The sequence below is a fragment of the Streptomyces sp. KL116D genome, from assembly GCF_030766975.1.
Taxonomy (GTDB): domain Bacteria; phylum Actinomycetota; class Actinomycetes; order Streptomycetales; family Streptomycetaceae; genus Streptomyces; species Streptomyces longispororuber_A.
The window spans coordinates 1-24,368 of record NZ_JASERH010000058.1; the positions used below are offsets into that span (position 1 = coordinate 1).

Consider the following 24,368-nt stretch of genomic DNA (forward strand, 5'->3'; position numbering starts at 1 on the left):
CGACCATTCCGACCGTCAGGACGATCGCGCCGCCGTCGACGAGCAGGGGCAGCAGGACGGAGCGGCGTCGGAAAGGTTCTGCCTTGGTCACCCGCCCCATTTAAGGGGGATCGCGGACAAAAGCCGCCTACCGACCCGAGGACCTTAACGATTACTGGATGCCGCCTGTATTTATTCTTCATTTGCGAGGCCCGTGGCTCACATCACCAACGATTCATTTGGTCGTTCCGGGTGCCGTCTGCCATGATCGGTGCCACGACCCCCATTGACCCGGGCCAGGTCGTCATCAGACGCCGCGGACTACACCCCCACTGTCCGCGGCGCATCACATGGAAGCCCCCGCGGCGCCGTACGACGGCGAGAACGGGGGCTTCCGTGCGTTTCGCGCGGCGTTTCACGCACACGCTCACGCACACGTGTCAGCGGTCGGCGACGCGCATCTCGAACCAGGTCGTCTTGCCGCGCGGCAGCAGATCGACGCCCCAGCGGTCGGAGAGCTTGTCGACGAGGAACAGCCCGCGCCCGGAGATGTCGAGCTCGTGCACCGGCATCAGGCACGGCAGTCCGCGCGAGGGGTCCCGCACCTCCACCCGGATCCAGCCGCGGCGGCGCAGCATGCGCAGCCCGAAGACCCGGGCACCGGTGTGCCGCACCGCGTTGCCGACGAGCTCGGAGACGAGCAGGACCGCGTCCTCGGTCATCTTCGGGGAGAGCCCCCAGTGCCGCAGGACGACCACCTGGGCCAGCCGGCGGGCGGTCGCCGCGGATTCGGGGCGCGACGGCAACGGCACCTCCCCCTCGGTCGGATTGCCGAACAACTCCAGCGCCTTCAGCGCGTGTTCGTCCTCGACCGCGGGAGACCAGCGCGCCGCGGTCGCACTCCCGTGCCGCCGCGGCTGTTCGACACCCTCAAGCCCCGCCATGCCCACCATGATGGCCGCACCGAGGGGTTCATGGGGCCGTTCCGGCTGAATAAGCCCCCCGGAACGCCTCATTCCGGGGGGCTGTTTTGGCATATGCCACTGGCAGTTAGAGGACCGCTGTACGCCCTCTGACCTGCGATGACTCACCGTGCGCAGACGATCGTTGATCGTCACGGGGCGGGATTGTTTAAGGTTCTCTTAAGGCTGGGATAATGCGCTCCAACGGGGGACGTGATCAACTCCGCTTGCCCGCAAGGGAGTTGACCCCGCCCCCTGAGGGTGGGTCAGGCGAACTTCGCCTTGCCCGGACCGTCCTCCACAAAGCTGCGCATTCCGGTCTCCCGGTCCGCCGTCGCGAACAGGCCCGCGAACCAGTTGCGTTCGATGGTGAGCCCCGTCTCCAGGTCCGTCTCCAGACCCGCGTCGATCGACTCCTTCGCGGCGCGCAGCGCGATGGAGGGACCCTGGGCGAGCTTCGCGGCGTACGCGTGCGCGGTGTCGAAGACCTCCGCCGCGGGGACGATCCGGTCGACCAGGCCGATGGTGAGCGCCTCGTCCGCCCGCACGTGGCGGCCGGTGAAGATCAGGTCCTTGGCCTTGGCCGGGCCGACCAGCCGGGCCAGCCGCTGGGTGCCGCCCGCGCCCGGGATCAGGCCCAGCAGGATCTCCGGCTGGCCCAGCTTGGCGTTGTCGGCGGCGATCCGGATGTCGGCGCAGAGCGCCAGTTCGCAGCCGCCGCCCAGGGCGTAGCCGGTGACCGCGGCGATGACCGGCTTGGGGATCCGGGCCACCGCGGTGAACGAGTCCTGCAGGGCGCGGGCCCGGCCGACCATGGCCGCGTGGTCCATGGCCTGCATTTCCTTGATGTCCGCGCCGGCCGCGAAGACCTTCTCGCTGCCGCGCACCACCACGGCCCGTACGTCGGTACGGGCCGTGGCCTCGTCGGCGAGTTCCTTGATCCGGTCCTGGGTGGCGATGTCCAGGGCGTTCATCGGGGGGCGGTCGAGGCGGATGGTCCCGACGCCGTCGGCTACTTCGAGATGAGCGGTCATGCTCCGCAGGTTAGCGGGCGTTCACCCCGCCGGGGGCGGTGCGGTTCGTCACGTGACCGTCCGTCCGGTGGGGCTTCTCGCGCAGTTCCCCGCGCCCCTGAAGGCATGCGCTGCGCGCAGCCTTCCGGATGAGATGCCGCGACACCGACCGGGCAGCCGCACGGGCACCCGCGCCCCGGTCCCGGCTACTTCTTCCAGTCCGCCCAGGACATGTTCCACCCGTTGAGCCCGTTGTCCGGGGCCACCGGCTTGTCGTGGGAGTTCTTGACGATCACCACGTCGCCGACCATCGACCGGTCGAAGAACCATGCCGCCGCCACACCGCTGTCGTAGCCGCCGCGCACATCGCGCAGACCGATGCAGCCGTGGCTGGCGTTGTAGTTGCCGAACGCGTCGCCGCCCCAGTAGTTGCCGTGGATGAACGTGCCGGAGGTGGTGAGGCGCTGGGCGTGCGGGACGTCCTTGATGTCGTACTCGCCGCCGTAGCCGACCGTCTCGCCGTTCATCCGGGTCACCTTGAGGCGCTCGGTGATGACCATCTGGCCGTTCCAGGTGTCGTAGCCGGGCTTGCCGGTGGTGACGGGGATCTTCTTGATGACCTTGCCGTCACGCTTCACCGTCATCGTCTTCGTCTTCACGTCGACCGTGGAGACCTGGCTGCGGCCGATGGTGAACTTCACCGTGCGGGCCTGCTTGCCGTAGACACCGGGACGGCCCTCGACGCCGTCGAGGTTGAGCTTGACGGTGACCTTGGTGCCGGCCGCCCAGTACTCCTCGGGGCGGAAGTCCAGCCGGTCGTTGCCGAACCAGTGGCCCTCGACCGGGACGGACGGCTCCGTCGTCACCGAGATCGCCTTCTCGACGTCCTCGGGCTTGGTGATGCCCCGGGTGAAGCGGACCGAGAACGGCATGCCGACGCCGACCTTCGAGCCGTCCTCCGGGGTGAACGTCCCGATGAAGGTGTTCTTCGGCGTGAGCGTGGTGAAAGTGGTGTCCTTGGCCGACTCCCGACCTTCCTTGTCCTTCGCCACCGCGTGGACCTTGTACTTGGTCGAGGCGGCCAGATGGTGGGCGGGGGTCCAGGAGGCACCGCCGTCGGTGATCTCGCCCTCGACCGGATTGCCCTTGGTGTCGGAGACCTTGACCTCGGTCAACTTCCCCTTGTCCGCCTTCACTTGGAGGGCCCCGCTGGTCGCCACGGAGCCCGCGCCGTCCTTCGGCGCGACGGTCACGACGGCCAGCGAGGGCTTGTTCGCCTCCGCCGCCTTGTCGGACTTCCCCTTGCCGTCGCGTCCCGAGTCCGCACCGCCCCCGCCACCGCACGCGGTGACCAGCAGCAGTGCCGCCCCCAGCAGTGCTGCCGATATCGGTCGTCGCCCGTTCAAGATGTTTCTCTCCCCTCGCACGGCCTCTGGTCAGTCCGAGGCCCGCACTCCTGCGCGTTCGCGCGCGCACTGCGAAAGATAACCACACGACCTGGGAAAACGGATCCCCCGCTTATGTCACCGTTCAGTCCCAACGGTCCGTGGCGCACCCCCCTTCCGGCTAGGAGCCGGCGGCCGCTCCTGACGTCCACTGCCGCCATTCCATGTTCCAGCCGCCGAGGCCGTTGTCCGGAGCCACTTTCTTGTCAGCGCTGTTCTTCACCTCGACGACGTCACCGATCAGCGTGCGGTCGAAGAACCAGCCCGCCGGGGTCTGCGAGCTGCCGCCCTTCACGTCGCGCAGGCCGACGCAGCCGTGGCTGACGTTGCTGGACCCGAAAGCACCGCCCGACCAGTAGTTTCCGTGCAGGAAGGTGCCGGAGTCGGTGAGCCGGATCGCGTGCGGCACGTCCGGGATGTCGTACTCGCCGCCGAAGCCGACGGTGCGGCTGTTCATCCGGGTCACGTCGAGCATCTCGGTGACCACCATCTTCCCGTTGTACGTCGTCGAGCGCGGCGCCCCCGCCGTGATCGGCAGGGTGTCGACGAGCTCGCCGTCCCGGCGCACCTCCATCGTGTGCGCGGCCGCGTCGACCGTGCTGACCTGGCTGCGGCCGATGGTGAAGGAGAAGCTCTTGCGCTGCAGGCCGTAGACGCCGGGCGCCGCCTCCACGTCACGCAGGCCCAGGTCGACGGTGACCTCGGTGCCCGGCTTCCAGTACTTCTCCGGGCGGAAGTCGAGACGGCTCTTCCCGAACCAGTGCGGGGCGATCTTCACCGCCGGCTTCGCGGTGACCTGGATGGCCCGCTCGACGGCGGCCCGGTTCTCGATGTCCCGGTTGAACTCCAGCTTCACGATCATGCCGGTGCCGACCGTGGAGCGGTTCTCGGGCGTCACGTAGCCGATGAACCGCTCGTCGGGGACGAAGGTGGTGAACGTGGTGTGCCGGGCCACCCGGCGTCCGCCGCCGTCCACCGCGACCGCGTCGACCGTGTACTTCGCGGCGAGCGCGAGCCGCTCGGCGTCCGGTCCGGTCGGCCGCCAGCGCATGGCGTCGTCCGCCAGCCTGCCCGGCACCGGTGTCTCCTGCGCGTCCTCGATCCTGACGACCTTCACGGACTCCAACCGGCCCTCGGGCACCTCGACTTGGAGCCCGCCGTCCGTCTTCACGTCCTTGCTCGCGTCGTCCGGGGTGACCCGGATCAGTTCCTCGGGCGAGCGCGGCTTGCCGAACGTCCCTCCCGCATCGCATCCGGCGAGTCCGCCGACCAGTCCTGCCCATGTCAGTACGGCGGCCAGTGTCGCCCCTGCGCGCCGCGCGCGCCTCACAGCTGTTCTCACGTCAGGCCAACGACGCTCCCCCCGCTGGGGAAACGTGAGTGCGACCCAAGCTCTGGGCAGAACAGTGGGGAGGCCAGGTCGAGTCGGCGGACGGAAACCGGTGACACGGCCTGGGGCCACGGCCGGGACGCCGTGCACCCCTGCCCATGAGTCGCGGAGCCGCGGGAGGCTGACAGGTGTCGAGCGCACCCGAGCAGGAGGCAGTGCAGAGCGGCCCGGCGCCGGACGTGCCGGGCGTGCCGGACGTACCGGGCGTGCCGGGAAGCCGGGCGGGCAACGGCCGGCCGGCCGCGTCCGGTCTGTCGGCGCGGGGCAGGGAACCGGACCGCACTCCCCCGCTCGAACCGGTCTGGCCGGGCGCGCCGATGCCGCTCGGGGCGCGCTTCCGGGTCGGCCCCGACGGGGTCGCGGGCACCAACTTCGCCCTGTGGGCGGGCGGTGCCGAGTCCGTCGAGCTGTGCCTGTTCGACGAGGCGGGGCGGGAACGCCGCGCGCCGCTGGCCGAGTTGACGCACGAGATCTGGCACGGCTTCGTCCCCGGGGTGCTGCCGGGGCAGCGGTACGGGTTCCGGGTGCACGGCCGCTGGGACCCGTGGACCGGCGCCCGCTGGAACCCGGCGAAGCTGCTCCTCGACCCCTACGCGCGGGCGGTGGACGGCGAGTTCCGGCTGCCGCCCGAGGTGTACGGGCACGTGCGGGACTGGCCCGAGCAGCACGTGGCCGACACGGTGCGCGACGACCGGGACTCGGCGCCGTACGTCCCGAAGGGCGTCGTCGTCCATGACGACGACGACTGGTCGGACGACCGCAGGCCCAAGACGCCCTGGGCGGACTCGGTCATCTACGAGCTGCACGTGCGCGGCTTCACCCGCCAACACCCGGACATTCCGGCGGAGTTGCAGGGTACGTACGCGGGTCTCGCGCATCCGGCGGCGATCGAGCACCTGACCCGGCTCGGGGTGACGGCGGTGGAACTCCTCCCGGTCCACCAGTTCGCGCACGAGGACCACCTGCTCCGCCGCGGCCTGCGCAACTACTGGGGCTACAACTCGATCGGCTACTTCGCCCCGCACGCGGCGTACGCGGCATCCGGCACGGCCGGGCAGCAGGTCGGCGAGTTCAAGCGGATGGTGCGGGCGCTGCACGCGGCCGGCATCGAGGTGATCCTCGACGTGGTCTACAACCACACCGCGGAGGCCGGCGAGCTGGGCCCGATGCTGTCGCTGAAGGGCATCGACAACCGGGGCTACTACCGGCTGCAGGCCGACGCCCGGCGCTACGCGGACTACACGGGCTGCGGCAACACGCTGCACGTGGTCCAGCCGCACGTGCTGCGTCTTATCACGGACTCGCTGCGCTACTGGGTGACGGAGATGGGCGTCGACGGCTTCCGCTTCGACCTGGCGGCGGCGCTGGCCCGCTCGATGCACGACGTCGACATGCTGTCGCCGTTCCTCGCGGTGATCGCGCAGGACCCGGTCCTGCGCCGCGTGAAACTGATCGCGGAACCGTGGGACGTCGGCTCGGGCGGCTACCAGGTCGGCGCGTTCCCGCCGCTCTGGACGGAGTGGAACGACCGGTACCGGAACGCGGTCCGGGACTTCTGGCGCGGCGCGCTGCCCGACGTACGGGACCTCGGCTACCGCCTCTCCGGATCGAGCGACCTGTACGCGTGGGGCGGCCGGCGCCCGTACGCCTCGGTCAACTTCATCACCGCGCACGACGGCTTCACGCTCCGCGACCTGGTCAGTTACGAACGCAAGCACAACGAGGCCAACGGCGAGGGCAACCGCGACGGCTCCAACGACAACCGCTCCTGGAACTGCGGCGCCGAGGGCGAGACGACGGACCCGGCGATCCTGGCCCTGCGCAGGCGGCAGCTGCGCAACCTCCTGACCACCCTCCTCCTGTCGACCGGCGTGCCGATGCTGGTGGCGGGCGACGAGTTCGGGCGCACGCAGCGCGGCTCCAACAACGCGTACTGCCAGGACAACGAGATCAGCTGGGTCGACTGGAGCCTGCTCGACGACCCCGGCTGGCGGGCCCTGTTCGACCTCACGTCCCGCCTGATCGCCCTGCGCCACGCGCACCCCGTGCTCCGGCGCCGCGCCTTCTTCTCGGGCCGCGCCCACTCGGCGGACGGCCTGCGGGACCTGGCCTGGTTCACGTCGCGCGGCACGGAGATGACCGAACGCGACTGGTACGCGCCCGCGGCGACCCTCGGCATGTACCTCTCGGGCCGCGACATCCCCGGCCGCGACACCCGCGGCGCCCCGGTCGAGGACGACAGCTTCCTGGCCCTCCTCCACGCGGGCGACCGCGCGGAGAGCTTCGTCCTCCCCGGCGAGCCGTGGGCCCAGGAGTACGAGGTCCTGGTGGACACGGCGACGGACGACCAGGCGTCGGCACCGGGGGTCGTCCACGCGGCGGGGGCGGTGGTGACGGTGCCGGCGCGGACGGTGGTGCTGCTGCGGGTGGGCCGGTCAGCCCTCGGTGGCGGGTGAGTCCGGCCGCGGCTCGCCCCGGTACGTGCCGAAGGACCACTTGTTGCCCTCCGGGTCCGTGATCGCGAACTCTCGGCTGCCGTAGGGCTGGTCCGTGATCGGTTGGGTGATCTTGACGGCCGCGTCGGTGAGCCGGGCGTACAGGTCGTCGACGCGGTCCGTGACGACGTAGGCGCCGAACGTGCCCGGCTGCTGGCACCACTTCTCCGGCGGGGCGTCCGGGTCGTGGGAGCCGAGCATGATGCCGCCGCCCTCGGGCCAGTCGAGCTGGGCGTGGGCGACGCGGCCCGCGTCTTCGTGGACGGCGGTGCGCAGGAAGCCGACCGTGTCGACGAGGAAGTCGATCAGGGCGGGGGCGTCGGTGGCCTGGAGGGTCGGCCACACCATGGGGTCGCGGGGGTTCTGTGTGGTGTTCATGAGGTCGATTCTTCGCCGTTGCGGTGTCCCCCGGCTTGGATGTTCCGGCACTCCTCGGCGAGCCACGCCGTCGGGCTCAGGCCCGTGTACTGCTGGAACGCGCGGACAAGGTGGGAGTGGTCGCAGTAGCCGTGGTCCGCCGCGATGCGGGACAGGTCCGGGCGGGCGTCGCCGGTGACCGCGCGGACCACCGACTCCTTCGCGTGCTGGAAGCGCATCAGGCGCGCCGCCTGGCCGGGGCTCAGGCCGGTCTCGGCGCGGAACAGGGTCGTGAGGCGGCGCTCGCTGAGGGCGACGTGCGCGGCGAGGCCGGGCAGGGTGCCCGCGCCGCGGTGCCGGGCGAGCCAGGTCCAGGCCTCGGCGACCTCGGGACGTACGCCGGCGAGCGGGTCGTCGACGTGCCGGGTCAGGTAGCGGGACAGGTACGCGAAGCGGTCGGGCCAGGCGGTCAACTCCGCCGTGTGCTCCCGTACTTCGGCCGCCGCGGCACCGAGCACGTCCGCGCCGGGGACGACGACGTGCCCGGTCAGTTCCGCCGCGGGCAGGCCCAGCAGGGCGCGGGCGGCGAGCGGGTGCACGGCGAGCTGGATGCCGCTCTCGTGCTCGGGCTGGACGATGAACGCCGGGCTCTGGTGCAGGCCGCCGACGACGATGTCGGTGCGGTGCGCGTCCGGGCCGGTGGCCTGCTCGGCGGTGGCGCCGCTGACGACCGGGCCGTCGAAGGAGAAGATCACCGTGAGGTACGGGGAGGGCAGGCCGCGGTGGAGCGCGGGGCGCAGGCCCTGGGTGCGGTAGCCGACCGCCGACACGATCGGGCCGCCGGGCCGTGGCGTCGCGCGCACGAACTCCTGGGAGCCGGTGCTCATACCTCCAGTATGCGAACCGGCCGACGGGGGCCGCTAGGGCCTGTCTCCCGGATCCCTCCTGCCCCGCGACGCCTGGCACGCGCTCTCACCGCACCGGGCGCAAGGCCGAGTACATCCAGTACGAGACCTTGAGCCCGGCACGCCGAGAGCACGCACCAGACGCCGCAGTGCCCGCCCTTCGGGCGGACGGAGGGATCCGGGAGACAGGCCCTAGCCGAGGATCTTCCGGTCGTACCCGGCCGCCACCGCCGCCGCCCGGTCCTTGACGCCCAACTTGCCGTAGATGTGGGTGAGATGGGTCTTGACCGTGGCCTCGCTGATGAACAGCTCGCGGGCGATCTCCTTGTTCGAGGTGCCGCGGGCCACCAGGACCAGCACCTCGCGCTCCCGTGCCGAGAGGGTCTCGTCGACCGCGGGCGCGGGCGTGCGGACCGCTGTGACCAGGCGCGACGCCACCGCGGGCGACAGGACGGTGCGGCCCTCCGCGGCGGCGCGGACGGCCGTGAACAGTTCCTCGCGGGGGGCGTCCTTGAGGAGGTAGCCGGTGGCGCCCGCCTCGATCGCGGGCAGCGTGTCGGAGTCCGTGTCGTAGGTGGTGAGGACCAGGACGCGGCAGCGGGCGCCGCGGCGGGTCAGCTCCTTGATGGCGTCGACACCGCCGCCGCCCGGCATCCGCAGGTCCATGAGGACGACGTCCGGGTCGAGTTCGGCGACGCGGGTGACGGCCTCGACCCCGTTCGCCGCCTCGCCGAGGACCGTGAAACCGGTGGCGGACTCGAACATGCCGCGCAGGCCGTCCCGTACGACGGGATGGTCGTCGACGATCAGGAGGGTGATCACTGGGTCAGTCATGGCGCACCAACGGTACGCGAGCCGAGATCGCGGTGCCGCCGCCCGGTTCCGACTCGACGGTGACGGCGCCGGCCAGGCGCTCGGCGCGGGCCCGCATGCCGTCGAGGCCGAACCCGCCGGTGCCGGTCCTGGCGGGCATGGCGAAGGGGTCGAAGCCGCGGCCGTCGTCGCGCACGTCGAGGGTGACCTCGCCCGCCATGAAGGAGAGGGTGACGCCGAGGCGGGTGGCGTGCGCGTGCCGGGCCGCGTTGGACAGGGCCTCCTCCGTGATGCGCAGGAGCGTCGCCTCGATCTCGTCGTGGAGGGGTTCGGCGTGGCCGGTCAGCGTGAAGTCGGCGCGGACGCCGGTGCGGTCCGACCAGTCGGCGACGGTCTTCTTCAGGGCCTCCTGGAGGCTGGCGTCGGCCAGCGCCGTCGGGGACAGGTTGTGCACGGAGCGGCGGGCCTCGCCGAGGCTGTGCCGGGCCAGGTCCGAGGCGCGGTCGAGGTGCTCGCGGGCGACCTGGAGGGTGGGCGCGCTCGCGACGACCTGGAGCTGGGCGATGATCCCGGTCAGGCCCTGCGCGATGGTGTCGTGGATCTCGGCGGCGAGCCGCCGGCGCTCGTCGGCGACGCCCGCCTCCCGTGCCTGGAGCAGGAGTTGGGCGTGGAGCTGGGCGTTCTCGTCGATGGCCGCCTTGAGCGCCTCGTTGGTGCGGGCCAGTTCGCGGATGGTGCGGGCCTGGACACGGGCGCGCTCCTGCTCCTTCTCCTGGAGGTGGCCGGTGACGATCACGAAGACCATGTTGGCGACGATCAGTCCGCCGAACACGGCCCAGCCGACGGCGCCGTGGGGCGGCAGTCCGCCGCCCTGGGCGCCGGCCACGATGACGACGGACCCCAGGATCCCGGCCTTCTGCAGCCGGCCGGGCAGCAGCCGGTCCGCGTCGAAGTAGCCGACGGCGCCGAAGAAGGCGAAGAACGGGTTGATCCAGGTGACCCAGAAGGCGATCGCCCAGCGCGCCCAGTAGAAGCAGGCGCTCACGGCGGACGGCTTGGGCCGGCCGCTCTCCCCCCGGCCCCACCACAGCTGGAGGACGAGGGCGAGGGCGCTGAGGGAGCCGAGGAGGTACCAGTCCGTGGCGTCCATGCCGACGACGTCACCGGTGGCGGCGGCCAGCACCAGGCCGACCGCGAGCAGCACGTACGGGCCGTACCGGTGGACGACGCGCCAGGGATCCTCGGCGGCTTCCGCGGCGTCGGCGGCCGCACGGTCGAGCAGGGGATCCGTGGTCATGACCTCAGTCTGGGGCATCGCGGGCACGGCGCTCACGGGTCACTCCCAGCGGAACCAGCGGGCGGCCGCGCCGGTCAGGGCCACGGCCCAGACGGCGAGCACCACGAGGTGCGACCAGGCCGGCCAGTCGCCCGCCGCGGCCTGGTTGAGGGCCTGCGCGGCGGCACCGAACGGGGTCAGTTCGACGATGTGGGCGAGCGCGTCCGGCATCGCCTGGACCGGCAGCCAGACGCCCGCGCAGAACATCGCGGGGAAGAAGACGACCGAGCCGATCGCGTTGGAGATCTTCGTCGTACGGGCCCGGGAGGCGATCAGCGCGCCGAGGGCGAGGGCGACGACGACGGACAGCAGCAGGGCGAGCAGATAGCCGGGGATCTGGCGCGGCAGCGCCACGTCGAAGGCGATCCGGCCGACGGCGAGACAGACCGCGACCGAGACGAGGACGGCCACGCCGTGGATGCCCATCTGCGCGCCGAGGACCGCCGTCGGCCGCACCGGGGTGGTCGACATGCGGCGCAGGATGCCGCGCTCGCGGTAGCCGGTGATGATCGGCGGCATCGACTGGATGCCGCCCGCGATCATGCCGAGCAGCACGGTGACGGGGACGTAGGCGTCGACGAGCCGGATGCCGCCGAGTCCGGCGTCGGGCTCCCGGAAGGACGGGATGGAGCCGAGGATCACGAGCAGCAGGACGGGGAAGAGCAGGATGCCGATCAGGCTGCCCGCCTCGCGCCGGAAGAGCGTGAACTCGGCCTTGAGGACGGCCCGGTTGACGGGTGCGGACGCGGTGGTCGCCGAGGTGGCGGAGGTGGCGGTGGCGGTGCTCATGACTGTCCGGCTCCCGTCAGGTCGAGGAACGCGTCGTCCAGCGTGGCGTCGGAGACGCGGAGCTGGTGCGCGGTGATGTGGTGGCGGGCGAGCAGGGTGAGGACCGCGTTGACGGTCTCGTCGCCGCCGGTGAGGGTCACCCGGCCGTCCTTGTGCGCCGTGGAGGCGAGGCCCGGCAGCGCGGCGAGCTCCCGGTCGTCGAGCGGCGCGGACGGGGTGAACGAGATGACGGTGGCGCCGGCGGCCTGCCGGATCAGTCCCGACGGGGTGTCGAGGGCGGCGACCCGCCCCTTGTCGATCACGGCGATCCGGTCGCAGAGCCGCTGCGCCTCCTCCATGAAGTGCGTGACGAGGAGGACGGTCACACCACGGTCCCGTACGTCCTCGATGAGCTGCCACGTGTCGCGGCGGGCGCGCGGGTCGAGGCCGGTGGTCAGCTCGTCGAGGACGACGACGCGCGGGTTGCCGACGAGCGCGAGCGCGATGAACAGGCGCTGCTTCTGGCCACCGCTGAGCTTCGCGAAGCGGGTGCCGAGCTTCTCCTCCAGGCGCAGCCGCCCGGCGAGCGGCCGCCAGTCGAGCGGGTCCGGGTAGAACGACGCGTACAGCTCCAGGGCCTCCCGGACGGTCAGCTTCGGCTGGATCTCGCTCTCCTGGAGCTGGGCGCCGAGGATGCCGGTGACCTGGGCGTGATCGCGTACGGGGTCGAGTCCGGCGACCCGGATCCGGCCCGCGTCGGGCGTCCGCAGGCCCTCGACGCACTCGACGGTGGTGGTCTTCCCCGCGCCGTTCGGCCCGAGGATCCCGAAGATCTCCCCCTCGTCGACGGTGAACGAGACGTCGTCGACGACGGCCCGGCCCGCGTAGCTCTTGCGCAGGCCCGCGACCTCGATCAGCGGTGCTGGTGTGGTGGTCATGGGTCAAGCGTCGCCGCGCGGGGGCGTCCCGGGCATCGCCCATCGCGCTCGAAGGGGCATCAGCCGATCGGTTGACCGCCGGTACGACCCCGGGCCGTCCCTCGGCCGAAACCCGGTGGGCGTTGTCAGTGCCGAACCGTAGTCTCACCCCTGATGCCCACTACACCTTCCCCCACCACGGAGACCGGCCGGAGCGACGGCAAGGATCAACTCGCGGCCCCCGCCCGGCAGTCGGCCGTGCGCACGCTGCTGCGGCTGTGGCCGTACGTACGGCCCGTGCGGGCACGCTGGGCGGGCGCCGCCGCGGTGGCCGTGCTCGCGTCGTGCCTGGCGCTGGTCTTCCCGCTGGTCCTGAAGTGGATCGTGGACGGTCCGGTCACCGACCGGGATCCGGGCGGGGTGTGGCTCGGGGCGGGCGTGCTGCTCGCGCTCGGGATCGCGGAGGCGCTCCTGTTCGGGCTGCGGCGCTGGCTGGTCGCGCGCCCGCTGGCCGGGGTGGAGGCCGCGATGCGGGCCGATCTGTACCGGCACCTGCAGCGGCTCCCGGTGGCGTTCCACGACAAGTGGGCGTCGGGGCAGCTCCTGTCGCGCGGGACGACGGACCTGATGGTGGTCCGGATGTTCCTCGCGTTCCCGCTGACGTTCCTGATCGTGAACGGGGTGACGATCGCGGCCGGTCTGACCGTGCTCGTCGTCCAGGACTGGGGCCTCGGTCTGGTGCTGCTCGCGCCGGCGGTGCCGCTGATCGCGGTCTGCTACCGGTTCGAGCACGGGTACGCGGGGGCGTCGCGGCGGGCACAGGACCAGGTCGGCGATCTGACGACGGTCGTCGAGGAGTCGGTGCTCGGCATCCGCATCATCAAGGGCTTCGGCCGGCACCGCAGCCAGGCCCGCGCGTTCCGCGAGCTGTCGGGCAGGCTGCGCGGCACGGAGCTGGCGAAGGCGCGGCTGCTCGCCGGGATCCTGGCCGTCATCACGCTGCTGCCGGAGGTGGCGCTCGGCGCGGCCCTGGTGCTCGGCACGGTCCAGGTCGCCGACGGGGAGCTGACCGCGGGCACGCTGGTCGCGTTCCTGTCCACGGCGCTCGCGCTGCGCTGGCCCATCGAGTCCATCGGCTTCCTGCTCGCCATGAGCCAGGAGGCGGCGACCGCCACCCGCCGCTACTTCGAGGTGCTCGACGCCGAGGAGGAGGATCCGCGGGTCAGGGCCGACAGCGGGAAGCCGGGCCGGGACGGACTGCGGTTCGACGGCGTCGAGTTCCGCTACCCGGACGCGGCGGAGGGCTCCGTGCCGACGCTGCGCCACATCGACCTGCACATCCGCTCCGGCGAGACGCTGGCGCTGGTCGGCGCCACCGGCAGCGGCAAGACGACGCTGACCGCGCTGGTGCCGCGGCTGTACGACGTGACGGCGGGGCGCATCACGCTGGACGGCCGGGACATCACGGCGATGCCGCGCGAGGAGCTGCGCACGCTGGTGTCCATGGCGTTCGAGGAACCGACCCTGTTCTCCGCGTCGGTCGCGGAGAACGTGCTGATGGGCGCGCCCGCCGACACCGCCGGGCGGCCCGGGGCGCTGACGCGGGCGCTCGGGGTCGCGCAGGCCGACTTCGTGGGGCGGCTGCCGGCCGGTGCGGACACCGAGGTCGGCGAGCAGGGGCTGAGCCTGTCGGGCGGCCAGCGCCAGCGGCTCGCGCTGGCCCGCTCCGTCGTCGGCGCGCCGCGCTATCTGGTGCTCGACGACCCGTTGTCCGCGCTCGACGTGCACACGGAGGCGGCCGTGGAGGCGGCGCTGCGCCGGGTCCTCGCCGACAGCACGGCGCTGGTGGTCGCGCACCGGCCGTCCACGGTGCTGCTCGCGGACCGCGTCGCGCTGCTCTCCGAGGGGCGGATCGCGGCGGTCGGCACCCATCACGAACTGCTGCGGACGAACGCCGAGTACCGGCATCTGATGTCCGGCGACGAGGCGGAGACGGAAGAGGCGGGGGACCGATGACGACCACCACGAACACGAGCGCGGGCACCGGCCCGCGGGCGGACGACGGCCCGGAGGACGACGAGGTCCGTGTCCCCTCCGCCGGCGACCCGTTCGACCAGGACGACCTTCCGACGCCGCCGGGCGCGACGGGCAGCCTGCTCCGCTCGCTCCTTGCGCCCCATCGCCGCGGGGTGGTCCTCACCGTCCTCGCGCTGCTGCTGCAGCAGGGGGCCGTGCAGTCCGGGCCGCTGATCGTCGCGTACGCCATCGACAGCGCCGTCCCGGCGTTCCGGGACCACGCGTACGGGCCGCTGATCGCGGTCGGCGTCGGCTTCCTGCTCACGGCCTGCTGCTCGGCGGCCTTCCAGTACGCGTACATCCAGCTGTCCGCCCGCGTCAGTCAGAACGTGCTGCTGGATCTGCGCGGCCGCATCTTCCGGCACGCGCAGGCGCTCAGCGTCGACTTCCACGACCGGTACACGTCGGGCCGGGTCATCTCGCGGGCCACGACGGACGTCGAGTCGCTGCGCGAACTGCTCAGCGAGGGCCTCCAGGAACTGGTCAACGTCATCCTGGCGTCGGCGTACATCACGGCGATGCTGCTCTGGCTCGACCTCGGCATCGGGTCGGTGGCGGCGCTCTCCTTCGTCCCGCTGTTCGTCCTGATCCGGCTGTACCGGCGGCGGGCGGCGCGGGCGTACGGAGAGCGGTCCTCGGCCATCGCGGCGGTCATCGTCAAGTTCGTGGAGACGATGAACGGGATCAGGCCGGTCCGGGCGTTCCGCCGGGAGCAGGCCAACGACGAGCACTTCGCCGTGCTCAACCACCGCCACGAGCGGGCCAACGGGACGGCGATGCTGGAGATGGCGCGCTACGTCGTCGGCTCCCGCCTCATCGCGAACACGGCGGTGGCCGGGATGGTGCTGTGGGGTGCCTACCGAGTGGCGGGCGGCACGCTGGAGCTGGGGGTGCTGGCGGCGGCCGTGCTCTTCATCCGCCGGCTGTACGACCCGATCGACCGGCTCGCGATGTTCCTCAACTCGTACGAGTCCGCGGCCGCGTCGCTGAAGAAGATCGCGGGCCTCCTGGAGCAGACGCCGTCCGTGCCGGAGCCGTCCGTGCCGCGTCCGCTGCCCGCGCCGCAGGACGAACGGCCGGGCCGCGAGGTCGGGTTCGAGGGCGTCTCGTTCGGCTACCGGACGGGCGGCGAGGTGCTGCCGCCCTTCGACCTGACCTTTCCCGCGGGCCAGACGGTGGCGGTGGTCGGGTCGACGGGCGCGGGCAAGTCGACGCTCGCGAAGCTGCTCGCCCGCTTCTACGACCCGTCGCACGGGCGGGTGCTGCTCGACGGCGTCGACCTGCGCGAACTGTCCAACGCCGAGCTGCGGCGCGGTGTGGTCATGGTGACGCAGGAGGCGTTCCTGTTCTCCGGGAGCGTCGCCGAGAACATCGCGATCGGCCGGCCCGACGCGAGCCGTGCGGAGATCGAGCGGGCCGCGAAGGCGATCGGGGCGCACGACTTCATCGCCGCGCTGCCCGACGGCTACGACACGGACGTCCGCAAGCGGGGCGGGCGGATCTCGGCGGGGCAGCGTCAACTCGTGGCGTTCGCACGGGCGTTGCTCGCGGACCCGGCGGTGCTGATCCTCGACGAGGCGACCAGTTCGCTGGACATTCCCGGGGAGCGGGCGGTGCAGCGGGCCATGCGGACGGTGCTGCGCGGGCGGACCGCGGTCGTCATCGCCCACCGTCTCTCCACGGTCGAGATCGCTGATCGGGTGCTGGTGATGGAGGGTGGGCGGGTGGTCGAGGACGGGGCTCCCGCGGAGCTCATCGGGGGGGCCGGGGTGTTTGCCGGGCTGCACCGGGCGTGGCGGGAAAGCGTGGTGGGCTCCGCGGATTCCCCGTAGGCCGCCGCCCCGCACCACCTCGGACCGCACGTCGTCCGCGGGCCCGCCATGTCACCTCGGGTCGTGCGTCATCCGCGGGCCGGTGGGGGCTGGTCGCGGAAACTCCCCGCCGTGTCACCTCGGTCGTGCGTCGTCCGCGGGCCGGTGGGGCTTCTCGCGCAGTTCCCCGCGCCCCTGAAGGCCTGCGGCTTCGCCGCGCCTTCCCCAAGCGATGCGCCTCTGGAGGCGCACACGAAAAGCGCACCTCCAGGCGCACACGAAGAGCGCACCTCCAGGCGCACACGAAGAGCGCACCTCCAGGGGCGCACGAAGTGTGCACCTCCAGGGGCGCACGAAGTGTGCACCTTCAGGGGCGCGGGGAACTGCGCGAGAAGCCCCACGGGCCCGCAGCCGTCAACTGACCCCAGGCCCCACGGCCTCCAGGGGCGCGGGGAACTGCGCGAGAAGCCCCCACCGGCCCGCACCCGGCAACAAAACCCATGCAACACCGCGCGAAGCCGTGCCCTTCAGGGGCGCGGGGAACTGCGCGAGAAGCCCCGACCGGCCCGCAGTCGGCGACGAAACCCCAGCCCCGCCGGGGCAGCACACGAAATCAGCCACCGGGGTGCCGGAAAGCACGGGTCGGCACCGGCCACGACGGGCGTGACGTACGTGCCGGCCAACCCCCGGAGGGCCAGCGCTGGGGCGCCACCCCACCCCACCACCCCCACCCGCATATCGAACACCCACCCCCGCCCACCGAACCATTTCCGGCCAACCTGCTGACGCGCTCCTGACAGACGGCGCTCTCTGCTGCCACTCTTCCCAACGGCCACCGCACAGCTGCCCCACAGCACACAAGTGCCCGGCCGTCGCACCAGCTCCACGCGTCATCACGCACCGCCTGCACTGCCTGCACTGCGTTCTGCCCGGACGGCCACCCGCCGTCCGTTCCCCACTGGCCGCGCACCCATGCGGCCGCGCAGAAGGAGTCAGCGTTGAGAAGCAGCACCTCCACCTCCCACAGACGTCGCGTCACCACGGCGGCAGCCGTCGGCGCCGTCACCGCCCTGCTGGCCGTCGCCTTCCAGTCGGGCCCCGCCACCGCCGCCGACGCCCGGGACGCGAGCCCGAGCGCCCAGGCCACGGCGAACGCGGCGCGCGGCGCCGACCCGGGCGCCCTGCCCGTGAAGCTCTCCCCCGCCAAGCGCGCCGAGCTGCTGCGCGAGGCGAACACCAGCAAGGCCAAGGCCGACACCGCGAAGGACCTCGGCCTCGGTGCCAAGGAGAAGCTCGTCGTGCGCGACGTGCTCCAGGACCGGGACGGGACGACCCACACCCGGTACGAGCGGACCTACGACGGCCTCCCGGTCCTCGGCGGCGACCTGATCGTCGACGCCGCGAAGTCCGGCGCCGCGCAGGGCGTCACCAAGGCGTCGAAGGCCCAGCTCAAGGGCGTGGACACCACCGCGGACGTCAAGCCGGCCAGCGCCGAGAAGCAGGCCCTGGCGCTGGCGAAGGCCGACGGTTCGAAGAAGGCCGACGCCGACCGCGCACCGCGCAAGGTCGTCTGGCTGGGGCAGGGCGCGGCCAAGGGGCAGCCCACGCTCGCCTACGAGACCGTCGTCGGCGGCCTCCAGGACGACGGCACCCCGAACGAGCTGCACGTCATCACGGACGCCACCACCGGCAAGAAGCTGCACGAGTGGCAGGCGATCGAGACCGGCACCGGCAACACCCAGTACAGCGGCACCGTCACCCTCGGCACCGCGCTGTCCGGTTCGTCGTACACCCTCAACGACACCGGGCGCGGCGGCCACAAGACGTACAACCTGAACCGGGGCACCTCCGGGACGGGCACGCTGTACTCCGGCACGGACGACGTGTGGGGCAACGGCTCTGCGTCCAACACCGAGACGGCCGCCGCCGACGCCCACTACGGCGCGGCGGAGACCTGGGACTACTACAAGAACGTCCAGGGCCGCACCGGCATCCGCGGGGACGGGGTCGGCGCGTACAGCCGGGTCCACTACGGCAACGCGTACGTCAACGCGTTCTGGGACGACAGCTGCTTCTGCATGACGTACGGCGACGGCACCAGCAACACCCACCCGCTGACCTCGCTGGACGTGGCCGCGCACGAGATGACGCACGGCGTCACCTCCAACACCGCGGGCCTCAACTACTCGGGTGAGTCCGGCGGTCTGAACGAGGCGACGTCCGACATCTTCGCGGCGGCCGTCGAGTTCTACGCCGGCAACCCGAGCGACGTGGGCGACTACCTCGTCGGCGAGAAGATCAACATCAACGGCGACGGCACCCCGCTGCGCTACATGGACAAGCCCAGCCAGGACGGCGCCTCGAAGGACTCCTGGTACTCGGGGATCGGGTCCGTCGACGTGCACTACTCGTCGGGTCCCGCCAACCACTTCTTCTACCTGCTCAGCGAGGGCAGCGGGACGAAGACCATCAACGGCGTGACCTACAACTCGCCGACCTCGGACGGCCTGCCGGTCACCGGGATCGGCCGGGACAAGGCGGCGCTGATCTGGTTCAAGGCGCTGACCACGAAGTTCACGTCGACGACCAACTACGCGGGGGCCCGCACCGGCGCGCTGGCCGCGGCCGGTGAGCTGTACGGGACGACCAGCACGGAGTACAAGGCCGTGCAGGACGCGTTCGCCGCGATCAACGTGGGCGCCCGCTCCGGCGGCACCGACCCGGGCACCGGCAAGACGTTCACCAACGACGCCAACGTGAACATCCCGGACTACCCGGGTGCCGCGGTGACCTCGTCCGTGGCGGTCACCGGCATCACCGGCAACGCGCCGTCCACCCTCAAGGTCGGCGTCGACATCGTGCACACGTGGAGCGGTGACCTCCAGGTCGACCTGGTGGGCCCGAGCGGCAAGACGTACCGGCTGCACTCGTCCACGTACGACCCGACGCCCAACATCCAGACCACGTACACGGTCAACGCCTCCACGGAGACCGCGAACGGCACCTGGAAGCTGAAGGTCCAGGACCTGGGCTCGCAGGACACGGGCTACATCAACAGCGTCAAGCTGACGTTCCCGTAGGCAGGGTCCGGCCACACCGCTGGTCGGGGCGCGTCGCACCGGAGGTTCGACTCCCCGGTGCGGCGCGCCCGTTCACGTTGCGCCGTTCATGTTCCGTTCGCATTCCGATCGTCAGTTTTCGCTCAACGAACGAATTCCGGCCAACCTGCGATCACGTACATGACATATCCCGGCCTCAACTGCCAGAGTTTTCCCGCAGGTTCGCACCACATGCACCACCCGCACGGCAAAGCTCACCCCCCACATCCCACAAGGAGCTTTCTTCGTGACCCCCCACATATCCCTTAGGACCACTCTGTCCATCGCCACGGCCGTCGCCGCCGGCGCCCTGCTGACCGGCACCCTCACCACCACCGGTGCCGCCGCCCAGCCGTCCGCCGCCGGAGCCACCCCACTGGCTCTGACCGCGTCGGCCCGCGCGGACCTCATCAAGGACGCGAGCGCCAAGACCGCCGAGACGGCGAAGGAGCTGAAGCTCGACGCCAAGGAGAAGCTCGTCGTCCGTGACGTGGTCAAGGACCGCGACGGCACGACGCACACCCGCTACGAGCGCACCTACGACGGCCTGCCGGTCCTCGGCGGCGACCTCGTGGTCCACGAGTCGAAGTCCGGCGCCCGCGAGGGCGTCACCCGCGCCACGTCGAAGTCGATCGACGTGCAGACCGCCGGCGCCTCCCTCAAGGCCGCCCCGGCCGGCGCCCGCAAGGTCGTCTGGGCCGCCACCGGCACGCCGAGACTCGCCTTCGAGAAGGTCGTCAAGTCCACCAAGAAGGACGGCACGCCGAGCCGGCTGCACACCGTCACGGACGCCGCGACCGGCAAGAAGATCTTCGCGTACGACGAGATCAAGACCGGTGCGGGCGAGTCCCAGTACAGCGGCAGCGTCGAGATCGGCACGAGCGGCTCCGGCTCCTCGTTCTCGCTCACCGACGCGACGCGCGGCGGGCACTCCACGTACGACCTCAAGCACGGCTCGTCCGGTAAGGGCACGCTGTTCACCGACGCCGACGACAAGTGGGGCGACGGCACGAACAACGACGCCGCGACGGCCGGTGTCGACGCCGCCTACGGCGCCCAGGTCACCTGGGACTACTACAAGTCGGTGCACGGCCGCAGCGGCATCAACGGCGACGGCAAGGGCGCCTACTCGCGGGTCCACTACGGCAACGCGTACGTCAACGCGTTCTGGGACGACAGCTGCTTCTGCATGACGTACGGCGACGGCGAGGGCGACGCCAAGCCGCTCACGTCGATCGACGTGGCCGCGCACGAGATGAGCCACGGCGTGACGTCGGCGACCGCCAACCTCACCTACAGCGGCGAGTCCGGCGGCCTGAACGAGGCGACGTCCGACATCTTCGGCACGTCGGTCGAGTTCTACGCCGACAACAGCAAGGACGTCGGCGACTACCTCATCGGCGAGAAGATCGACATCAACGGCGACGGCTCGCCGCTGCGCTACATGGACAAGCCGAGCAAGGACGGCGCCTCGCTCGACGCCTGGAAGACCGGCGCGGGCAACGTGGACGTCCACTACTCGTCCGGCATCGCGAACCACTTCTTCTACCTGCTCAGCGAGGGCAGCGGCAAGAAGACGATCAACGGCGTCGACTACGACTCGCCGACCTCGGACGGCTCCACCGTCACCGGCATCGGCCGGGACAAGGCCGAGAAGATCTGGTTCAAGGCCCTGACGACGTACTTCACGTCGAACACCGACTACGCGGCGGCGCGCACCGGCACGCTCAGCGCGGCGAAGGACCTGTACGGCGCGGACTCGGCCGAGTACAAGGCGGTCGGCGCCGCCTGGTCGGGCGTGAACGTCAAGTAGCACCACCTGTACAGCAGTTGGGCGACGCCCGGGCCGCAGCGGCCCGGGCGTCGTCGGGTCAGCGCAGCAGCACCCCGCCGCCCTCGCTGACTTCCTCCGAGGGCACCGCGACCAGCCCCGCCTCCGCCACCGACGCGAGCAGCCGGTGCGTGGGCAGGATGCGGACCGTGTAGCCGTACGGGCCGGTGCGGTCCAGGGCGAGCGGGCCCTCGTAGGCCCAGCGGCCGTCGGCGTCCGGGCCCGACACCGGCTTCAGCGGGACCGTCGCCGCCTCGCCGATCCGGTCCTCCGCGTCGACCCGCCCGGCCACCGCCTGCACCTCGACGTCGTCGGGGCCCAGCTCCCCCAGCGCCACCCGCACGTGCAGCGCCAGCGTCGCACCGAGCTCGGCCGTCGCCGTGGCCGCCTCCACGTGGTCGACCGCCACCCGCGGCCAGGCCGCCCGCACCCGGGCCTTCCACGCCGCGAGCTCCCGTGCGGCGTCCGGGGTGAGCGAGCGGTCGGCGAGGGCGGCGGGCGCGTACAGCTTCTCGACGTACTCGCGGACCATCCGGCCTGCCAGCACCTTCGGTCCGAGGTGGGTGAGGGTCTGGCGGACCATCTCGATCCAGCGGTCCGGGAGCCCTTCGGGACCGTGCTCGTAGAAGCGCGGGGTGATCCGGCGCTCCAGGAGGTCGTAGAGGGCCGCCGCCTCCAGGTCGTCGCGGCGGTGCTCGTCGGTGGCCGTGCCGTCGGCCGTGGGGATGGCCCAGCCGAAGGCCGGCTCGAACCACTCGTCCCACCAGCCGTCCAGGACCGAGAGGTTGAGGCAGCCGTTGAGCGCCGCCTTCATGCCGCTGGTGCCGCACGCCTCCAGGGGGCGCAGCGGGTTGTTGAGCCAGATGTCGCAGCCGGGGTAGAGCTTCTGCGCCATCGCCATGCCGTAGTCGGGCAGGAAGACGATGCGGTGGCGCACCCGCGGGTCGTCGGTGAACCGGACCAGCTCCTGCACGAGGCGCTTGCCGCCGTCGTCGGCCGGGTGCGCCTTGCCCGCGACGACGATCTGGACCGGGCGCTCCTCGTCGAGCAGGAGCCGCATCAGCCGGTCCGGGTCGCGCAGCATCAGCGTCAGGCGCTTGTACGAGGGGACGCGGCGGGCGAAGCCGATGGTCAGCACGTCCGGGTCGAGGACGCCGTCGACCCAGCCGAGTTCGGCGGTGCCCGCGCCGCGCTGCCGCCAGGACGCGGCGAGCCGCTCCCTGACCTCGGTGACGAGCTGGCCGCGCAGCTCCCGGCGCAGGTCCCAGATGTCGCGGTCCGGGATGTCGCCGACCGCGTCCCAGCGGTCGGAGCCGCCGACCGACAGGGCGTCCTCGGTGCGCCGCTCCCCGATCTGGCGGGCGCCGAGCCGGAAGACCTCGGGGGCGACCCAGGTGGGCGCGTGCACCCCGTTCGTGACGGAGGTGATCGGTACCTCCTCGGGGTCGAATCCCGGCCACAGTCCCGCGAACATCTCCCGGCTCACCGAGCCGTGCAGCGTGGAGACCCCGTTCGCGCGCTGGGCGAGCCTGAGCCCCATCAGCGCCATGTTGAAGACGTTCGGGTCGCCGCCCTGGTGCGTCTCCATGCCGAGGCCGAGGATCCGCTCCACGTCCAGCCCGGCGAGTTCGGCGCCCGGACCGAAGTGGCGGGCGACCAGCTCCCGGTCGAAGCGGTCGATGCCGGCCGGGACGGGGGTGTGGGTGGTGAAGACGGTGCCCGCCCTGACCGCTTCGAGCGCCGCGTCGAAGTCGAGCCCGTCGACGGAGAGTTCGGCGATCCGCTCGACGCCCAGGAAGCCGGCGTGCCCCTCGTTCGTGTGGAACACCTCGGGCGGCGCGTGGCCGGTGAGCCTGCTGTACGTGCGCACGGCGCGCACCCCGCCGATGCCGAGGAGCATCTCCTGGAGCAGGCGGTGCTCGCTGCCGCCGCCGTAGAGCCGGTCGGTGACCTCGCGTTCGTGGGCGCCGTTCTCCTCGACGTCGGAGTCCAGCATGAGCAGCGGCACCCGGCCGACCTGCGCCAGCCAGACGTGGGCGAGGAGCGGGCGGCCGCCGGGCAGGGCGAGCGCGACGTGGGCAGGAGTGCCGTCGGGCTCGCGCAGCAGGGTCAGCGGCAGCTCGTTCGGGTCGGTCACGGGGTACGTCTCCTGCTGCCAGCCGTCCCGGGACAGCGACTGCCGGAAGTAGCCGTGCCGGTACAGGAGCCCCACGCCGACCAGCGGGACGCCGAGGTCGCTGGCGGACTTGAGGTGGTCGCCCGCGAGGATGCCGAGGCCGCCCGAGTACTGCGGCAGGGCGGCCGTGATGCCGAACTCGGGCGAGAAGTAGGCCACGGACGTGGGGAGTTCACCGCCCTGGCCCTGGTACCAGCGGTCGTCGTGCAGATAGCCGCGCAGATCGTCGGCGACCTCGCTGAGCCGCGCCAGGAAGCCTTCGTCGGTGGCGAGTTCGGCGAGCCGGGAGGGCGGCACGGTGCCGAGCAGTCGCATCGGGTCACCGTCGGACGCGGCCCAGCGGACGGGGTCGACGGCGGCGAACAGGTCGCGGGTGGCGGTGTGCCACGACCAGCGGAGATTGCGGGCGAGGTCGTGGAGCGGGGCGAGCGGTTCGGGCAGGACGGGGCGTACGGTGAAACGACGGATGGCCTTCACGTGCTCACCTCTGCGGGACGCGGGGACACGGGGACACTGGAGCCGGCGGGCCGGGCCTGCGGACGTCGCCGTGCGGCCCGAAAGTCACCCTCGAACGGTAGTGGCCGACCGCGCCCCCTGCCACGGCGCACGGCAGGGCGTCCGGAACCGACCGTGCCCCTGCCGCGTGGAAAACTGTCGGAACCTGCTGGGGGAACGGGCGACTTGGGGGACGACGGATGCTGGGACAGCTGCGCGGGACGTCACCACGCTCCGTCGGGCCGTACGTGACGCTGGCCCGGCTCGGCGCGGGCGGCATGGGCGAGGTGTTCCTGGCCAGGCCCGCGCGCCTCACCGCCGGATACGGTCCCGACGACCTGGTCGCGGTGAAGGTGATCAGGAACGAGGTGGCGCGGGACGAGGGCTATCTGCGGCGCTTCGAGCGGGAGGCGGCGGTCGCGGCGGCCGTCAGCAGCCCCTACGTGGCCCGGCTCGTCGGGAGCGCGGTGAGTGGCGAAGAACCGTGGCTGGCGACGGAGT

16 protein-coding genes and 1 pseudogene are annotated in these 24,368 nt (G+C 71.9%); 6 read left to right on the forward strand and 11 right to left on the reverse strand.

The genetic code is table 11. The features are described 5' to 3' along the window. Positions 1-419 precede the first annotated feature (419 nt). From RBJ77_RS23865 to RBJ77_RS23880, 4 genes are all read right to left on the reverse strand, one after another. Entirely contained in the window at positions 420-923 is a 504-nt protein-coding gene (locus RBJ77_RS23865; protein ID WP_255974972.1) for an ATP-binding protein, read from the reverse strand. Between the two features lie 284 nt (positions 924-1,207). Beyond that, positions 1,208-1,975 carry an enoyl-CoA hydratase/isomerase family protein gene (locus tag RBJ77_RS23870; protein WP_372346908.1) on the reverse strand — a complete coding sequence of 256 codons (768 nt, stop codon included), beginning with the start codon at positions 1,973-1,975 and terminating at the stop codon, positions 1,208-1,210. 185 nt (positions 1,976-2,160) lie between these two features. Further along, positions 2,161-3,360 carry an Ig-like domain-containing protein gene (locus RBJ77_RS23875; protein ID WP_372346909.1) on the reverse strand — a complete coding sequence of 400 codons (1,200 nt, stop codon included), beginning with the start codon at positions 3,358-3,360 and terminating at the stop codon, positions 2,161-2,163. 160 nt (positions 3,361-3,520) lie between these two features. Further along, positions 3,521-4,741: an Ig-like domain-containing protein gene (locus RBJ77_RS23880; RefSeq protein ID WP_372346910.1), complete on the reverse strand. Its 1,221-nt coding sequence runs from the start codon at positions 4,739-4,741 to the stop codon at positions 3,521-3,523. Positions 4,742-4,917: 176 nt separating this feature from the next. Here RBJ77_RS23880 and glgX point away from each other — a divergent pair, with 176 nt between their 5' ends. Continuing rightward, entirely contained in the window at positions 4,918-7,245 is a 2,328-nt protein-coding gene (glgX, locus tag RBJ77_RS23885) for a glycogen debranching protein GlgX (RefSeq protein WP_372346911.1), read from the forward strand. Here glgX and RBJ77_RS23890 read toward each other — a convergent pair. The 6 genes from RBJ77_RS23890 to RBJ77_RS23915 all read right to left on the reverse strand — a co-directional run bounded on the left by RBJ77_RS23890 (position 7,225) and on the right by RBJ77_RS23915 (position 12,401). Then, the gene (locus RBJ77_RS23890) at positions 7,225-7,662 is read right to left on the reverse strand and encodes a VOC family protein (RefSeq protein WP_372346912.1); all 438 of its coding nucleotides are present in this window, start codon (positions 7,660-7,662) and stop codon (positions 7,225-7,227) included. The genes glgX and RBJ77_RS23890 overlap by 21 nt on opposite strands. Next, positions 7,659-8,528: a helix-turn-helix domain-containing protein gene (locus RBJ77_RS23895; RefSeq protein WP_372346913.1), complete on the reverse strand. Its 870-nt coding sequence runs from the start codon at positions 8,526-8,528 to the stop codon at positions 7,659-7,661. Before RBJ77_RS23895 ends, RBJ77_RS23890 begins: the two co-directional genes overlap by 4 nt. 210 nt (positions 8,529-8,738) lie before the next feature. After that, positions 8,739-9,380 carry a response regulator gene (locus tag RBJ77_RS23900; RefSeq protein ID WP_372346914.1) on the reverse strand — a complete coding sequence of 214 codons (642 nt, stop codon included), beginning with the start codon at positions 9,378-9,380 and terminating at the stop codon, positions 8,739-8,741. Further along, complete coding sequence (locus RBJ77_RS23905) at positions 9,373-10,656, reverse strand: sensor histidine kinase (protein WP_372346915.1); 1,284 nt, start codon at positions 10,654-10,656, stop codon at positions 9,373-9,375. Before RBJ77_RS23905 ends, RBJ77_RS23900 begins: the two co-directional genes overlap by 8 nt. Before the next feature lie 39 nt (positions 10,657-10,695). Further along, on the reverse strand, positions 10,696-11,484 hold the full coding sequence (locus RBJ77_RS23910; protein ID WP_372346916.1) for an ABC transporter permease: 789 nt from the start codon (positions 11,482-11,484) through the stop codon (positions 10,696-10,698). Then, on the reverse strand, positions 11,481-12,401 hold the full coding sequence (locus tag RBJ77_RS23915; protein ID WP_372346917.1) for an ABC transporter ATP-binding protein: 921 nt from the start codon (positions 12,399-12,401) through the stop codon (positions 11,481-11,483). The genes RBJ77_RS23910 and RBJ77_RS23915 overlap by 4 nt, the downstream gene beginning before the upstream one ends. A 153-nt stretch (positions 12,402-12,554) precedes the next feature. On the opposite strand from RBJ77_RS23915, the gene RBJ77_RS23920 reads away from it, so the two are divergent. From RBJ77_RS23920 to RBJ77_RS23935, 4 genes are all read left to right on the forward strand, one after another. Continuing rightward, the gene (locus RBJ77_RS23920; protein ID WP_372346918.1) at positions 12,555-14,396 is read left to right on the forward strand and encodes an ABC transporter ATP-binding protein; all 1,842 of its coding nucleotides are present in this window, start codon (positions 12,555-12,557) and stop codon (positions 14,394-14,396) included. Next, complete coding sequence (locus tag RBJ77_RS23925; RefSeq protein WP_372346919.1) at positions 14,393-16,288, forward strand: ABC transporter ATP-binding protein; 1,896 nt, start codon at positions 14,393-14,395, stop codon at positions 16,286-16,288. The genes RBJ77_RS23920 and RBJ77_RS23925 overlap by 4 nt, the downstream gene beginning before the upstream one ends. Positions 16,289-17,265: 977 nt before the next feature. Continuing rightward, positions 17,266-19,347, forward strand: a complete 2,082-nt coding sequence (locus RBJ77_RS23930; protein ID WP_372346920.1) for a M4 family metallopeptidase — start codon at positions 17,266-17,268, stop codon at positions 19,345-19,347. Positions 19,348-19,612: 265 nt separating this feature from the next. Further along, on the forward strand, positions 19,613-21,178 hold the full coding sequence (locus RBJ77_RS23935) for a M4 family metallopeptidase (protein ID WP_372346921.1): 1,566 nt from the start codon (positions 19,613-19,615) through the stop codon (positions 21,176-21,178). A gap of 58 nt (positions 21,179-21,236) precedes the next feature. On the opposite strand, the gene glgP is transcribed toward RBJ77_RS23935, so the two are convergent. Beyond that, positions 21,237-23,849 (reverse strand): alpha-glucan family phosphorylase, encoded by a 2,613-nt coding sequence (glgP, locus tag RBJ77_RS23940; protein WP_372346922.1) that lies wholly within the window; start codon positions 23,847-23,849, stop codon positions 21,237-21,239. A 218-nt stretch (positions 23,850-24,067) separates the two neighbouring features. Between glgP and RBJ77_RS23945 the strand changes: the two are divergent. Continuing rightward, positions 24,068-24,368: pseudogene (locus tag RBJ77_RS23945) on the forward strand (hypothetical protein); the annotation flags it as partial.